Raw genomic sequence first — 15,186 nt, 5'->3', positions numbered from 1 at the left:
ATTTTTTACTACGCAAGGCGATTAACCTCATGATTAGTCGCCTTGATGTTCAAGATAAAGTCACAGTATTACGTTTTATAAGAACGATTTACCGTAATCCATATCAGAAGTACCAAAATGTGTTGCTAAGCTTTGACCGATGTCAGCAAATGTTTCACGACGACCTAATGAGCCCGCTTGAACTTTTGGTCCAGTTACGATCACTGGAATGTGCTCACGTGTATGATCAGTACCAGGCCATGTTGGATCACAACCATGGTCAGCGGTAATAATTAGCACATCGTCTTCTTTTAGCAAGGCTAAAATTTCAGGTAAACGACGGTCAAAATACTCAAGTGCCGCAGCATAACCTGCAACATTACGACGGTGGCCGTAAGCTGAGTCAAAGTCAACAAAGTTAGTAAACACGATGCTGTTATCACCCGCAACATCAATTTGTGCTAACGTTGCATCAAATAAAGCAGGAATACCGGTTGCTTTTACTTTGCGAGAAATACCACAGCCCGCATAGATATCAGAAATCTTACCGATAGAAATCACTTCGCCTTGCTTCTCTTCAACTAACTTTTGCAGAATAGTTGTTGCAGGTGGCTCAAGTGATAAATCACGACGGTTACCCGTACGCTCAAATTGGCCTTTACCAGCACCAATAAATGGACGCGCAATAACACGGCCAATATTATAATCTTCTAGCTCTTCACGCACGATATGACAAAGTTCCATCAACTTATCAAGACCGTAAGTCTCTTCGTGACATGCAATTTGGAATACAGAGTCAGCAGATGTATAGAAAATTGGTTTACCTGTTTGCATGTGCTCTTCGCCCAAATCATCCAGTACTTGTGTACCCGATGCATGGCAGTTACCTAAGTAACCGTCTAAACCTGCACGCTCAAGGATGCGATCAGTTAGCTCTTTTGGAAAGCTATTAGTCTTATCGCTGAAATAACCCCAATCAAACAATACTGGTACGCCCGCAATTTCCCAGTGACCAGAAGGTGTATCTTTTCCTGATGAAATTTCTTTCGCATGGCCAAACGCACCTACGATTTCAACATCAGTGTCCATACCTTCAGGAAAATGACCACATGACTCTTCACATGCTTTTGCTAAACCTAATTTAGTTAGGTTAGGCAGATAAAGGGCACCACTACGATCACCATTATTAGCTTCACCACGTGCACATGCTTGGGCAATATGACCAAGGGTGTTTGCACCCACGTCACCAAAATCAACCGCATCTTCCGTCGCGCCGATACCAAAAGAATCTAAAACTAAAATAATTGAACGTTTCATGTTTGCTCCGTTATACGTCTTGTTCGCCAATACGACGGTATACTTCAGGGGTTGGCTCTGACTGTGTATCAGCAATACTGATATTGGAACGAACCGCTTTAGCTGCTTCTTGCCATTGCGCTTCAGTACGTGCGTGTACCATTGCTAATGGAGTATCTGCATATACTTCATCACCAAGGCGAATCATATTTGATAAACCAACAGCATAATCAATGCTATCGCTAGCAACACGACGACCACCACCCATGCCAACAACAGCCATACCTAAACCACGGGTATCCATCGCAGTTGCAAAACCGGTTGTTTCAGCAAATACAGGTTTAATGATCTCTGCTTTATCAAGATAGTTATCATAATTATCGATAAAATCAGTTGGACCACCAAGGCCTGCCACCATTTTGCCAAAACGTTCTGCTGCTTGACCATTATCTAACACTGTTTGAAGTTTCGCACGTGCTTGCGGTAAATCTGATGCTAGTTTACTGATAACTAACATTTCAGCACACAATGCCATGGTAACTTCATATAAACGAGGGTTACGGTATTCGCCCGTTAAAAACTGTACCGCTTCACGCACTTCAAGTGCATTACCCGCGGTTGATGCTAACACTTGATTCATATCAGTCAACAATGCAGAGGTACAAGTGCCCGCACCATTAGCAACCGCAACAATAGATTTGGCTAATTCTTCTGATGCTGCGTAAGTTGGCATAAATGCGCCTGAACCTACTTTTACATCCATCACCAAGTAATCTAGACCTGCCGCTAACTTCTTCGACAAAATAGATGCAGTAATTAATGAAATATTATCCACTGTCGCTGTGACATCACGGGTCGCATAAACACGTTTATCAGCAGGAGCTAAATCGCCCGTTTGACCAATAATAGCCACACCCGCTTCTTTGGTTACTTTACCGAACACTTCATTGCTTGGCGTAATGTTGTAACCTGGAATTGATTCCAGTTTATCTAGCGTACCACCCGTATGACCAAGACCACGACCGGAGATCATTGGTACATAGCCACCACATGCCGCTACCATAGCGCCCAGCATTAAAGAGGTCACATCACCCACACCACCGGTTGAGTGCTTATCAACAATTGGGCCATCAAAATTCATGTGGCTCCAATCGATCACCATGCCTGAGTCACGCATTGCACATGTTAAAGCAACACGCTCATCCATGGTCATATCATTAAAATAAATCGCCATTGCAAAGGCTGCGATTTGACCTTCAGAAACAGTATTTTTAGCAACACCTTGAATGAAAAAATTAATTTCATCGGCAGTTAAAACAATATTGTCGCGTTTTTTACGAATAATTTCTTGAGGTAAGTACATGACGATCCTCTTACTGATATGGATTTTAATAGGGAAAATTAATTATTTATTTATAAAACCAAACTATTATTACGTTAAATTTTACGTGCACGAAAGCTGTCAGTGATGGCAAAACATCATTGAAAAGCACACTAAATAAAATAAATAATTATGGCTAATATATAACGATTAGCATCAATAATAAGCGTTGAAAATAATAAGGTGGCATGACACCACCTTATTTAACTAAAGCTTAGTAACCGCCTTGTGCAGCTTGCTCGCCTTCACCTAATGTGTGAAGTAAGTTAGCAAGTAGGCTTGATGCACCAAAACGATAATGACGGCTATCTGCCCACTCATCACCAAGAATAGTGTTTGCCATTGCTAAATATTGTTGTGCATCTTCAGCAGTACGCACTCCACCAGCAGGTTTAAAACCAACTGTTTTTGCTACGCCCATGTCTTTAATTACATTCAACATGATTTCAGCGTATTCAGGTGTTGCGTTTACAGGCACTTTACCTGTTGATGTTTTAATAAAATCAGCGCCAGCATTAATACAAATTTCAGATGCTTGCTTAATAAGTGCTTCTGTTTTTAGCTCACCTGTTTCGATGATAACTTTAAGCAATACATTGTCACCACACGCTGCTTTACATTGCTTCACAAGCTCAAAGCCTACTTCAGCATTGCCAGCCATTAGCGCGCGGTATGGGAATACAACGTCTACTTCGTCTGCGCCGTAAGCAACAGCCGCTTTTGTTTCAGCCACAGCGATCTCTATATCATCATTACCGTGTGGGAAGTTAGTGACTGTTGCAACACGTACATCTGGTGTACCTTGCTCACGTAGTTGCTTCTTAGCGACTGGAATAAAACGAGGGTAAATACATACTGCAGCAGTGTTACCAACAACTGTTTTTGCGTTCTTACATAGCGCGATCACTTTTTCGTCAGTGTCGTCTTCATTTAATGTTGTAAGGTCCATTAATTTTAATGCACGTAGTGCTGCAGCTTTTAAATCGCTCATGACTTTCTCCAGTCGTAATGTTTGATCGCGGTAGTATTAATATTACTACCTGAATACTCGATATGAATTCAGCAGTGACCTCATTAACTTCACTGCGGTGCAACAGCATTCATTGCCATTGTCATCTATGAGCGGACGTTATTCCTTGAAGACCCAGAAGAGAATAAACCCCTTCTAGTTGCTATCCTTTTCACCGCGTAAACTTACCCCAAACAAGATTAAGTCGCCTTAACCAGTTAAGGTTTTACTTCACTTATAATATCAACTCAACCACGACTCGACCATTAATCTCGTGTTTCCTGTGGTGGATAATATGTTTACTGAAATAAAAAGTGTTTTCGCAACTCATGCAACTTAAACATAAAAAAAGCCGTTTTTTGCATAACAGTTATTGGTGATGCAAATAACAGCAATAACGTTATCAATTACAACCGCGATACTGTTTCTATAAGAGAATAATAACAGAGTGAAAATTAAGAAAGGGGAACGCAATCGATTTTATTACATTAAACCAAACTTAAATTTCATGACTTTTGACGAATAAAAAAAACGCCACAGCATCAGCCATGGCGTTTCTTATCTGAGGTTAGTCTTTATTTATAACTATGATGCTAGTGTAATAAATAAACCTGCAATTGTTGCTGACATTAGGTTAGATAATGTACCTGCCGCAACAGCCTTCATACCAAAGCGAGCGATTTCAGCACGACGCGTTGGAGCTAGACCACCTAAACCACCCAGTAGAATTGCTACTGAAGATAGGTTTGCGAAACCACACAATGCAAATGAGATGATAGCTTTAGTCTTATCAGACATTTCAGCACCAGTTTGTGCTACTAACATGCCGCCATCAGCTACATCTTTTAGGTAAGGGGCAAAGTTTAGGTAAGCAACGAATTCGTTAACAACAATCTTCTGACCGATGAATGAACCAGCAACTTGTGCTTCACCCCATGGCACACCAATAAGGAATGCAAGTGGTGAGAATACGTAACCTAGAATCAGTTCTAGTGTTAGTTCAGGCATACCGAACCAACCACCGATACCACCAAGCATACCGTTAATTAGTGCAATTAGACCGATGAATGCAAGTAACATTGCGCCTACGTTTAGCGCTAGTTGCATACCAGATGATGCACCTGCTGCTGCTGCATCAATAATGTTAGCGGGTTTTTCTTCGCTTTCATCTTCATCGTTACCCGCAATCTGCTCAATAGGCTGCTCAGTTTCAGGCTTAATGATTTTAGCAAACAGTAAACCACCAGGGGCTGCCATAAATGAAGCGGCAATCAAGTATTCTAGAGGCACACCCATTTGTGCGTAACCTGCAAGTACACCACCAGCTACTGACGCCAAACCACCACACATTACCGCAAACAGCTCAGACTGAGTCATCTTAGGTACGAACGGACGAATAACCAATGGTGCTTCCGTTTGACCTACAAAAATATTAGCTGTTGCAGACATTGATTCTGCATGAGAAGTGCCAAGAACTTTACGTAAACCGCCACCTAGTACATTGATAACAATTTGCATAACGCCGATGTAGTACAACACACTGATAAGTGCAGAGAAGAAGACGATAACAGGCAGTACGCGTAATGCGAAGACAAAACCACCACCGCCAAATAATTCAAACATCTTGTTTGATGTTAAGCCACCAAATAAGAAGTTAATACCGTCATTACCATAACCAATAACGTTAGCTACTGCTTGCGACATGCCATACAGCACATCACGGCCTACAGGCACATAAAGAACAAAGGCACCTAAAAGAAATTGGATAGCAAATGCACCACCAACAGTACGTAAGTTGATCGCTTTACGGTTATCAGATAGAAGTACGGCAAGTAATAGCAGTACCACCATCCCAACTAGGCTCATTAGCAGGCTCATGATTTATGGAATCCTATAGTTAAGTTTTGGCGTATTGACAGTTAGGCTCTTTTATAGAGTCGGCGCATTATACTCATGGAGTTCCTGATGATGTAATGCAAAGATCACAGTTTATGAGGAAATTTGATGTACCATAATCAGCTATTGTGACTCGTATCACATAACCCTTATTTAAAGAACCTTGCGATCAACGCAAACGTTTGGCTTTGGCAGCAAAATCACACCTTTATTTGAAATAATTCAGTACATGTTAAGGTTGTTGCTTGTGCTATTTGTGCATAGGTGTCACCTCTTATATCCGCCAATGTTGTAACAATATCGACTAAACGCTCAGGTCGATTTGGCTGACCTTGATAGCCTGACACTGGCATATCAGGGGCATCTGTCTCTAATAACAGTGCTGATAATGGTAATTTCGCTATAGTAGCGCGGGTTTTTTGAGCGCGACTATAAGTAATAGTACCACCAACCCCAATTTTGATACCGAGATCAATAAGCTGCGTTGCCTGTTGGTAACTGCCACTAAATCCGTGATAAACACCGCCCATTTTAGGTGGCTGCTGACGCAATAATGTAACCAATTCAGCAAAGGCTTTACGGCAATGTAGTATCACAGGTAAATCATGCTCATTGGCTAATTGAAGTTGCGCTTGTAACCATTGTAATTGTTGGTCTCGATTAACGTTCGCCACAGCAAAATCTAACCCACACTCTCCCACTGCCACACACTGCTCATCATTCTTGGCGCTAGTGAGCAGACACGCTAATTCAGCCACCACATTTGCTGTATGTTGATGACTAAAAAAAGGGTGAATACCTAATCCATAATATAAGCCTGAAAATTGCTGACATAGGGTTGCAACCGTGTGCCAATTACTGCTACCGACCGTTGGAATAACCAACGCTTTCACTCCCGCTTGCTGCGCTTGTGTCCATGCTTGAGCGGGATCGGCTGCAAATGGTGCAAAGTCAAAATGACAATGGCTATCTATCACAACCGGTTGTTTGGTGGTTACTGCCATAATTTGAGTCTCTATATTAAGAAGGTGATGCATATTATGCCGTGAATTAACCATCAAACGGGTCATTATTTACCTTTGTGAGTAATTCTCGCTGCGGCTAGATTGAGTATAAGGATAAAATCAGCGACAATAGTGAATAACGCACTCCATTCAAAAAGAACATGCTAATGTCGCAAACACTGTTTCAAGGCGAAGTATCGAAACGTCGTACTTTCGCTATTATCTCCCACCCCGATGCGGGTAAAACCACCATTACTGAAAAAGTATTGTTGTTCGGAAACGCGATCCAAAAAGCGGGCACCGTAAAAGGTCGTGGCTCTAACCAGCATGCAAAATCTGACTGGATGGAGATGGAAAAAGAACGTGGTATCTCGGTAACTACATCAGTGATGCAGTTTCCTTACAATGCTTGTTTAGTTAACTTACTTGATACTCCTGGACACGAAGACTTCTCAGAAGATACTTACCGTACCCTAACTGCGGTTGACTCTTGTCTAATGGTTATCGATGCCGCGAAAGGTGTCGAAGATCGTACTCGTAAGTTAATGGAAGTAACCCGTCTACGTGACACTCCTATTGTTACCTTCATGAACAAATTGGACCGTGAAACACGTGATCCAATGGAATTGCTTGATGAGGTTGAAGTTGAATTAGGTATGGCATGTGCGCCAATTTCATGGCCGATTGGTTGTGGTAAAGAATTCAAAGGTGTTTACCATATTCACCGTGATGAAACGATTCTTTACAGCACAGGTCAAGGCCACACTATTCAAGAACAACGTATCATCAAAGGGTTAGAGAATCCTGAGCTAGACGTTGCAATTGGTAGCGACCTTGCGGCTAACTTACGTGAAGAACTAGAGTTAGTTATTGGCGCATCAAATGAATTTGATCGTGAACTCTTTTTAGCCGGTGAACTAACACCCGTATTCTTTGGTACTGCACTGGGTAACTTTGGTGTTGACCATATGCTTGACGGCTTAACTGAATGGGCTCCAGCACCATTACCTCGCCAAGCCAATACCCGTGAAGTTGAAGCAACGGAAGATAAATTCTCAGGCTTTGTGTTTAAAATCCAAGCAAACATGGATCCTAAACACCGTGACCGTATTGCATTTATGCGTATTGTGTCAGGTACTTACGACCAAGGTATGAAGATGAACCATGTTCGTACTGGTAAAAACGTCAGCATTTCTGATGCCGTAACCTTTATGGCGGGTGACCGTTCACGTGCTGAAGTCGCTTACGCGGGTGACATTATTGGTTTACACAACCACGGTACGATTCAAATCGGTGATACCTTTACTCAAGGTGAAGATTTGAAGTTTGCTGGTATTCCAAACTTTGCCCCTGAACTTTTCCGTCGTATTCGTCTAAAAGATCCACTAAAGCAAAAGCAATTGCTAAAAGGCTTAGTACAACTTTCAGAAGAAGGTGCGGTACAGGTATTCCGTCCACTACAAAACAACGATCTTATCGTTGGTGCGGTTGGTGTACTTCAGTTTGATGTGGTTGTGGCACGTCTTAAAGCTGAATACAACGTTGAAGCGATTTATGAAGGCGTTAACGTAGCAACTGCACGTTGGGTTGAATGTGATGACGCGAAGAAACTTGAAGAATTCAAGCGTAAAAACCAATCTCACCTAGCACTCGATGGCGGTGATAACTTATCTTACATCGCACCAACCATGGTTAACCTAAACCTTGCTAAAGAACGTTTCCCTGAAGGTGATTTCCGCGCCACTCGCGAACACTAATCCTCTCACAGGTTACTAATACCAAAAAGGCCGTATTCATCTGAATATGGCCTTTTTATTGGTCTTTATTTATAGGTACTTTATAAGTAAATCAGCCAAAAGGCATAAACATATACGCCATGATCAACGCATCTTCACGACCATCAACCGCAGGATAATAACCAACACGACGATTGGTTTCATTAAATCCGGTTGCTTCATAAAGCTTATACGCACCAATGTTACTCTCACGTACTTCAAGCCAAATTTCTTCCGCTTGTTTTGCTTCTAACGCATCAATAAAACCATTAAGTAATAACTTACCGTAGCCTTTACGTTGCTGAGCTGGATCAATGGCAATATTCAATAAAGTACCTTCACCTGCGACAACTTGGCCAAAGCAATACCCAACCACTTGCTCATCAACCACTAATACATAGTTGGCCGCAATTCGGTTAGGCTCTTTGCGAATCATTGATTCTGCCCACGGAAAGGTATTCGCTGCTTGTTCTATACGCCAAACATCATCGGTATGGTGTGCTTCTAATGGAATAATTTTATGAGTCATAACTACAAATCTGTTGCCATAATGCTTTCTTAGATGAAGGATCATTATGCATAAGTTTTAATGAGGCCGAATTCAGAACCTGACAACCCGTCGGGTATGTCCCTTGGCAACCCGCAAACCAACACCACGTTAAATGATGCGCTGCGATTTGATCAAGTGCCGATAGCGGCAAGGATAATGCTTGCTCTGGCGTCAATTTCATACTTGATAAAATACGTCCAAACAACCAAGCATCATGCTCATTCAATTCCTCAGCCGAAATAAAAAGCAGCTTACACTCAGCGGGCAGATTGATCACAGGTAGCACTTGGTTAGGAAAAAGCTCAGGCTTTCGCACTTGCCAATAAGTGATCCCCATTTCCTGTAACACCTGAATATCGCGTTGCTTCATACCCTACCTGCTATGGAATATAAATGGAGGCTGATCCTAGCAAATCTGCACTGCTTTGTACTCATAAACTATCATCTTTTGTCTCTAATGGTTTAAAAACAACAATGCCGACATAATGTCGGCATTGATTATTATTATTCAGCCATTATCAGCATGACATTTTAGTCATGGTAACGTTGTGCTAATGCATCAGCAGCAACCATTGCTTGGTAGACGCGGTCAGCATTGACCTTAACCGCCATATTACACATAGTGTCACCTTCAGCACAGGCAATCTCAGCCACTTGACGCCATTCAGATTCCACCATTTCTTCAATACCGAAATCAGCTAAAGTTAATGGTAAACCAGCTGTTTTCATTACATAAATAACGTTTTCAATTTCTTCAGCATCGGCTTTTTCAAGCACTAATTGAGTTAGCAAACCAAACGCTACTTTCTCACCATGCTGAATATGGTGTAATTGTGGTAATGAAGACATACCGTTGCTAACAGCGTGCGCAGCCGCTAAACCACCAGATTCAGCACCGATACCACTGAGGTAAATCGTTGCTTCAACCATTTCTTCTAATGCTGGAGTCACCACATGGCGACGCGCGGCATCCATTGCCATTTCTACGTTTTCAACGATCAACTCATAGCACATAAGCGCCATGCCAAGACCGGTACGTGATACGCGTTTTTGTACTAGGTTTAAACCGTCAGCATAACAACATGCACGAGCTTCAAAGAAGGTTGCTAGCGCATCACCAATACCTGCGGCAAAGAACTTAGTTGGCGCTGCTGCAATAATACCGGTATCAGCAATAACAGCATCTGGGTTTTGAGGTAGGAATAAGTAACGGTCAAATTCACCGTCATCTTTATATACCACAGATAACGCAGTACAAGGTGCATCTGTTGACGCAATAGTTGGGAAAATAATAACGGGAATGTGAGCAAAATGCGCAACCGCTTTAGCCACATCCATGGTTTTACCACCACCAATACCCACAACTACATTTGCGCCAAGGTGTTTTACGATCTCATGGATACGACCAATTTCAGTATCAGTACATTCATATTGAAATTGTTCTGCATGAGCAGTAATGTCCGCTTGTTGTAACGCTGGTAGTGCTTCTTCTTTAACTTTATTAAGAATAAATTCATCACAAATCAATACAGCATTATTACCAAAATCTTTAATAAAACCGCCAAGTTGTGGCAATAGGTTTTGACCAATAATGAATTTTTTTGGTGAGGTAATACTACGAGGGATCATGAATGTCATTCCTTAATGATTTATTATTAGCAATAAAATACCACCACCAAATATTAAGCTAAATGACAAATAAAGAGTTCTTACTTCTCAATATTAACCTTATTGCAGTGCAATATTAATAGGCTATTAATGGATATAAAAAAACCACGCTCCTCCTCGCAGATAGTAATAAAACTATCGTATTAAAAGGAAGAGCGTGGCTTATTAGTTACTGCCGAAAAGTCAGTACTTCATTTATTATGCTAAAGCATTAAACTCTTCGCAGTATTCAACCAATCCTTGATGTTGCTGTACACTACCCGGCGCAATTTCTAATACCATAAAGGCAGCTTCTGTTCCTGGCCAACGGCAAGTTAAACCATGTGGTAAAGCTGCTTCATAGCCAGCACGATGGTAATAATTAGGATCACCTAATACCACCACCGCAGGATAATCAAAATCAGCTAATGTTGCTTGCGCTTCTGCTAATAATGCTAAGCCAACCCCTTGATTACGATGGTCTTGATGAATAGATAAAGGTGCAAGCCCTTGCCAATTTGTTTCTTGTCCTGCCACCGTTACTGGGCTAAAAAAAGCATGCCCAATCACTTCACCCTCATCAGTACAAGCGACTAATGATAAGGTTCGGCAACCATTTTCACGCAAGCGCATCACTAAGTTCGCTTCGGCATCGGTGTCAAACACTGATTTTAATAATGCATCGATCAATAAAATATCAGCGGGTGCTTCAGATCTAATGAGCATGTGTAACCTCTTTATCAATCACGTTAGCCTGCATTCCCTGATGAATAAAATCAGCTGATTGCTGTAACACAAATTTCACGGCAGAAGGCAAAGAATCAAGATCAATACTGTCCATCAAGTTCTTCACTTCCAAACCCAATTCAGTATCACCTTCAATACGAAGGCGACGTTGGAAAAACAGTGTATCAGGATCTTCTTTACGTGCTGCAATTAACACTAAGTCATTACACTCGCCACTAAAGCTCACATCATGGTGTTCACAGTGTTCCGTTACTACCAATGCTTCATCTTGATAACTAATGAACCACTGTAATCCTAAATCACGCACTTCAACTTTTAACCAGCGATCCTCCAGAAATTCAAAATCGCCATCGGCCAATGCTTCTTTGAAAACCATCGCAAGGCTATCTAACATGATCTTTTTTTGAATAGAGAAAGGTGTCAATTTTGCAGGGACACGTAATAATGCCGGACCATGTTGAACCAATTGTTTTCTAAGTTGAGCAATCACTATTTGTATTCCCGTTTAAAGTCGAACGCTAAAAATGAATTGTATGGCAATCTTAACCATTTGTTTTATGCCTTAAGTCAAAAAAAAGCAATTGCCTCACTAAAACAAGTCATTATTTTGTTAATAAGCGTTATATTTACGCCTGCTAACATTTACACTAGTTATCAATTAATCGCACCTTATTATTAACATTCAACTCATAGAGCCAAGGATTAAACATTGATGCAGATAGAGCAACTTGACTATTGGTTTCCTCTTTTAACAAATAATAGTCCTTTCCTGTTTGCGATTATTGACGATCAACACTGTTACCATCGAGTGAATAATCGTTATAGTGATATTAGTGGTAAATCACAGCATCAATTAATTGGCAGTAATGACACAGATACCCTTGGTCACTATTATTACCAATGTTTAAAACCGTATTATGAGCGAGCATTTAATGGTGAAGTTATTGAAGCGGAAGTGACCATCAATGACACGCCATATCACACCTGTTTACATATCAGTCTGGCGCCTTTGACAAATACCTCAGGTAAAATCAGTCATATTATTTCGCATTCAATTGATACCTCAGAACGTCATATTTTAATTCATTCATTACAAGAATCTGAGCATCAATTAATCCAACTTCAAAACCTAATGACCGATGGAATCTGCATTGTAGAAAAAAATATCATCAAAAATGCCAATCAACATGCTGTCGATCTATTAGGTATGACATCTAAGCCAGCTTTAGTTGGACAACAACTTGAGCACTTATTGTTAGATAATAACCACCAACCTTGCCACAGTAAAAAATTCATCTCAGCATTCCAAGATACTAATCAGCATTATTATGCCATTAATAATATTGAGCGTGCGCCATTAACCATCACAACGATACCAATAACCATCCTCGGTGAGTCAGCGTTATTGATCAAACTAACACCTGTATTCTGTACCAATGATCAACAACATAAAATAGAACAACTTACTCAACTTGATCCATTAACAGGGCTCTATAATCGCTATGGTTTTAGTCGCCAGCTAGAGCAATTAATGAAAGCCAATACACCGCTGTTCATGCTCTATATAGACATTGATAACTTTAAAAATATTAATGATTCATTAGGCCACCATATCGGTGACAAAGTATTACAAGAAATAGCTCAACGACTACAGCAACTGTTACCTGAAGATGCCATTATTGGTCATCTAAGTGGTGATGAGTTTGCGGTTATATTGACTAACCCAGAACATGAAAACAGTGGTGAAATGATCGCAGAGCAGATTATTGCACTGGTTAATTTACCGTTTGATCTACGTTATTTCAGTAAGCACCTTTCATGCTCAATCGGCATGGTCAAATCACCAGGTAATGGCCATGATGCTCGAATGATGCTGCAAAATGCCGACACCGCCATGTATGAAGCAAAAAATCGTGGTCGTAATCGACTCGTCATTTTTAGTGAAGCGATGAGCAAAGAAGCAAGAATGCGCTTATGGCTTGAAATAGAACTTCAAAAAGCATTGCAAAATAATGGCTTAGAAGTGTGGTATCAACCTAAAGTCAATGCCAAAAACTTTGAGATTGACGGTGCGGAAGCATTAGTACGCTGGAAACACCCCGTTGAAGGTTATATTAGCCCGGCACAATTTATTCCCATTGCTGAGCGGTCAGGATTGATCGAACAACTTGGTCGTGTTGTTATGCGAGAAGTATTTACCACAGTTAATCACTGGAAAAAACAACAGTTACTAAAAGGTCGCGTCGCGATAAACCTGTCATCACAACAGTTTGAGAATCCGAATCTCATTAGTTTTGTTGATAAATTACGCCAATCAACTGGGATCAATGCTGATGATTTTACCTTTGAACTCACCGAAAGTACGGTAATGAGTGATGGTGAGCATACCATCCAAATGCTAAATGCAATTAAGCAACAAGGGTTTGCGTTATCTATTGATGATTTTGGTACTGGCTATTCATCATTGTCTTATTTAGCCCGCTTTCCCCTTGATGAACTTAAAATTGATCGCGCGTTTATTAAAGATATCGACACCATCCCTAAACAAATTATTCTGATTGAAAATATCATTAATATTGGTAAATCACTTAATATGAGTGTTGTCGCTGAAGGCATTGAAACCCATCAACAAGCCACCTTACTTTCAAACCTAAATTGTGATTATATTCAAGGGTTTCATTTTCATCGCCCAATGCCAAAGCAAGAATTAGAAAGCTTATTATTAAAAGAAAAAATTTATCTCAACGATTGATATAAGTCTAAAAACACTATTATTTAGTAACAATTTTATTGTTTAATATCAACAAAACCTGCCTCGCATCAAGATCTATAGGCCTAAACACTTCTACTATGAAGCTATCGTTTTTACGCAAAGATTGGATAATTAAATAACATGGAGCTTCTTTGCCCTGCTGGTAATCTTCCAGCATTAAAAACCGCCATTGATAATGGTGCGGATGCGGTTTATATCGGTTTTAAAGACGATACTAACGCCCGCCACTTTGCTGGTTTAAACTTCACTGAGCGCAAACTAGAAAAAGCAGTGCAGTATGTTAAAGATCATGATCGTAAATTGCATGTTGCTTTAAATACCTTTGCTCATCCTGATGGCTTTAATCGTTGGGCAAAAGCGGTTGATAATGCGGCGGCAATGGGTGTTGATGCGCTGATTGTGGCTGACATTGGCGTACTTGAATATGCCGCAACAACTTACCCTGATTTAGAATTACACCTCTCTGTTCAAGCATCAGCGACTAACACTGCCGCGATTGATTACTATAAACAGAATTTCAATATTAAACGCGTGGTGCTGCCGCGAGTATTGTCCATGCATCAGGTAAAGCAATTAGCCCGTAACACTGATATGCAGTTAGAGGTATTTGCATTTGGTAGCTTATGTATTATGTCAGAAGGTCGCTGTTATTTATCTTCATACATGACAGGCGAATCGCCAAATACTGTTGGGGCTTGTTCACCCGCAAAGTATGTACGTTGGCAAGAAACGCCTCAAGGGTTAGAATCGCGCTTAAATGAAATCTTAATTGATCGCTACGCTCAAGGCGAAAACGCAGGCTATCCAACCCTATGCAAAGGCCGTTTTGATATTAATATCGATGGTGAACAAAAGCGTTATCATGCGCTTGAAGAGCCAACCAGCCTTAACACACTTGATATTTTGCCTGAATTATTTAAAGCCAATATCGCCTCAGTCAAAATTGAAGGTCGTCAACGTAGCCCTGCATATGTTGAACAAGTGACACGTACTTGGCGCGCGGCGATTGATCACTATTTAGCTAATCCTGAAGGCTACAGTGTTAATCCAGCATGGAATGCATGTTTAGGTAATCTGTCAGAAGGCAAACAAACAACATTAGGTGCATACCACCGTAAATGGCAATAAG

Annotated in this window: 13 protein-coding genes; 3 read left to right on the top strand and 10 right to left on the bottom strand. The window is 40.8% G+C overall.

All coding sequences use genetic code 11. From position 1 onward, the window contains the following. Positions 1 to 75: 75 nt before the first annotated feature. From C9I86_RS14070 to C9I86_RS14050, 5 genes are all read right to left on the bottom strand, one after another. The gene (locus C9I86_RS14070; protein ID WP_080158435.1) at positions 76 to 1,296 is read right to left on the bottom strand and encodes a phosphopentomutase; all 1,221 of its coding nucleotides are present in this window, start codon (positions 1,294 to 1,296) and stop codon (positions 76 to 78) included. 10 nt (positions 1,297 to 1,306) lie between these two features. Continuing rightward, positions 1,307 to 2,638, bottom strand: a complete 1,332-nt coding sequence (gene deoA, locus C9I86_RS14065) for a thymidine phosphorylase (protein ID WP_107276698.1) — start codon at positions 2,636 to 2,638, stop codon at positions 1,307 to 1,309. A gap of 232 nt (positions 2,639 to 2,870) precedes the next feature. Next, positions 2,871 to 3,647, bottom strand: coding sequence for a deoxyribose-phosphate aldolase (deoC, locus tag C9I86_RS14060; RefSeq protein WP_080158437.1), 777 nt, complete (start codon positions 3,645 to 3,647; stop codon positions 2,871 to 2,873). Positions 3,648 to 4,250: 603 nt separating this feature from the next. Beyond that, positions 4,251 to 5,543, bottom strand: a complete 1,293-nt coding sequence (locus tag C9I86_RS14055; protein ID WP_080158438.1) for a NupC/NupG family nucleoside CNT transporter — start codon at positions 5,541 to 5,543, stop codon at positions 4,251 to 4,253. 218 nt (positions 5,544 to 5,761) lie between these two features. Next, on the bottom strand, positions 5,762 to 6,631 hold the full coding sequence (locus C9I86_RS14050) for a TatD family hydrolase (protein WP_241956900.1): 870 nt from the start codon (positions 6,629 to 6,631) through the stop codon (positions 5,762 to 5,764). Positions 6,632 to 6,726: 95 nt separating this feature from the next. On the opposite strand from C9I86_RS14050, the gene prfC reads away from it, so the two are divergent. After that, positions 6,727 to 8,322, top strand: coding sequence for a peptide chain release factor 3 (gene prfC / locus C9I86_RS14045; RefSeq protein ID WP_369925825.1), 1,596 nt, complete (start codon positions 6,727 to 6,729; stop codon positions 8,320 to 8,322). A gap of 91 nt (positions 8,323 to 8,413) precedes the next feature. On the opposite strand, the gene rimI is transcribed toward prfC, so the two are convergent. From rimI to C9I86_RS14020, 5 genes are all read right to left on the bottom strand, one after another. Next, positions 8,414 to 8,869, bottom strand: a complete 456-nt coding sequence (rimI, locus tag C9I86_RS14040) for a ribosomal protein S18-alanine N-acetyltransferase (RefSeq protein ID WP_080158440.1) — start codon at positions 8,867 to 8,869, stop codon at positions 8,414 to 8,416. Further along, positions 8,859 to 9,260 carry a DNA polymerase III subunit psi gene (locus C9I86_RS14035; protein ID WP_107276696.1) on the bottom strand — a complete coding sequence of 134 codons (402 nt, stop codon included), beginning with the start codon at positions 9,258 to 9,260 and terminating at the stop codon, positions 8,859 to 8,861. The genes rimI and C9I86_RS14035 overlap by 11 nt, the downstream gene beginning before the upstream one ends. 161 nt (positions 9,261 to 9,421) lie before the next feature. After that, the gene (locus C9I86_RS14030) at positions 9,422 to 10,519 is read right to left on the bottom strand and encodes a glycerol dehydrogenase (RefSeq protein WP_080158442.1); all 1,098 of its coding nucleotides are present in this window, start codon (positions 10,517 to 10,519) and stop codon (positions 9,422 to 9,424) included. 237 nt (positions 10,520 to 10,756) lie between these two features. Next, entirely contained in the window at positions 10,757 to 11,263 is a 507-nt protein-coding gene (locus tag C9I86_RS14025) for a GNAT family N-acetyltransferase (RefSeq protein WP_080158443.1), read from the bottom strand. Further along, the gene (locus tag C9I86_RS14020; RefSeq protein ID WP_080158444.1) at positions 11,253 to 11,774 is read right to left on the bottom strand and encodes an SCP2 domain-containing protein; all 522 of its coding nucleotides are present in this window, start codon (positions 11,772 to 11,774) and stop codon (positions 11,253 to 11,255) included. Before C9I86_RS14020 ends, C9I86_RS14025 begins: the two co-directional genes overlap by 11 nt. Before the next feature lie 222 nt (positions 11,775 to 11,996). On the opposite strand from C9I86_RS14020, the gene C9I86_RS14015 reads away from it, so the two are divergent. Continuing rightward, complete coding sequence (locus C9I86_RS14015; RefSeq protein WP_107276695.1) at positions 11,997 to 14,036, top strand: EAL domain-containing protein; 2,040 nt, start codon at positions 11,997 to 11,999, stop codon at positions 14,034 to 14,036. 141 nt (positions 14,037 to 14,177) lie between these two features. Next, positions 14,178 to 15,185: a peptidase U32 family protein gene (locus tag C9I86_RS14010; protein WP_080158446.1), complete on the top strand. Its 1,008-nt coding sequence runs from the start codon at positions 14,178 to 14,180 to the stop codon at positions 15,183 to 15,185. Position 15,186: the final 1 nt, after the last annotated feature.

It is taken from the genome of Photobacterium sp. NCIMB 13483 (assembly GCF_003025475.1).
GTDB classification, from domain to species: Bacteria; Pseudomonadota; Gammaproteobacteria; order Enterobacterales; family Vibrionaceae; genus Photobacterium; species Photobacterium piscicola.
This window is presented reverse-complemented; position numbering and strand designations above follow the sequence as displayed.

Coding starts and splice junctions, on each gene's coding strand:
- C9I86_RS14070 (WP_080158435.1), bottom strand. CDS start 1,296: ATGAAACGTTCAATTATTTTAGTTTTAGATTCTTTTGGTATCGGCGCG.
- deoA (WP_107276698.1), bottom strand. CDS start 2,638: ATGTACTTACCTCAAGAAATTATTCGTAAAAAACGCGACAATATTGTT.
- deoC (WP_080158437.1), bottom strand. CDS start 3,647: ATGAGCGATTTAAAAGCTGCAGCACTACGTGCATTAAAATTAATGGAC.
- C9I86_RS14055 (WP_080158438.1), bottom strand. CDS start 5,543: ATGAGCCTGCTAATGAGCCTAGTTGGGATGGTGGTACTGCTATTACTT.
- C9I86_RS14050 (WP_241956900.1), bottom strand. CDS start 6,631: ATGACCCGTTTGATGGTTAATTCACGGCATAATATGCATCACCTTCTT.
- prfC (WP_369925825.1), top strand. CDS start 6,727: ATGCTAATGTCGCAAACACTGTTTCAAGGCGAAGTATCGAAACGTCGT.
- rimI (WP_080158440.1), bottom strand. CDS start 8,869: ATGACTCATAAAATTATTCCATTAGAAGCACACCATACCGATGATGTT.
- C9I86_RS14035 (WP_107276696.1), bottom strand. CDS start 9,260: ATGAAGCAACGCGATATTCAGGTGTTACAGGAAATGGGGATCACTTAT.
- C9I86_RS14030 (WP_080158442.1), bottom strand. CDS start 10,519: ATGATCCCTCGTAGTATTACCTCACCAAAAAAATTCATTATTGGTCAA.
- C9I86_RS14025 (WP_080158443.1), bottom strand. CDS start 11,263: ATGCTCATTAGATCTGAAGCACCCGCTGATATTTTATTGATCGATGCA.
- C9I86_RS14015 (WP_107276695.1), top strand. CDS start 11,997: ATGCAGATAGAGCAACTTGACTATTGGTTTCCTCTTTTAACAAATAAT.
- C9I86_RS14010 (WP_080158446.1), top strand. CDS start 14,178: ATGGAGCTTCTTTGCCCTGCTGGTAATCTTCCAGCATTAAAAACCGCC.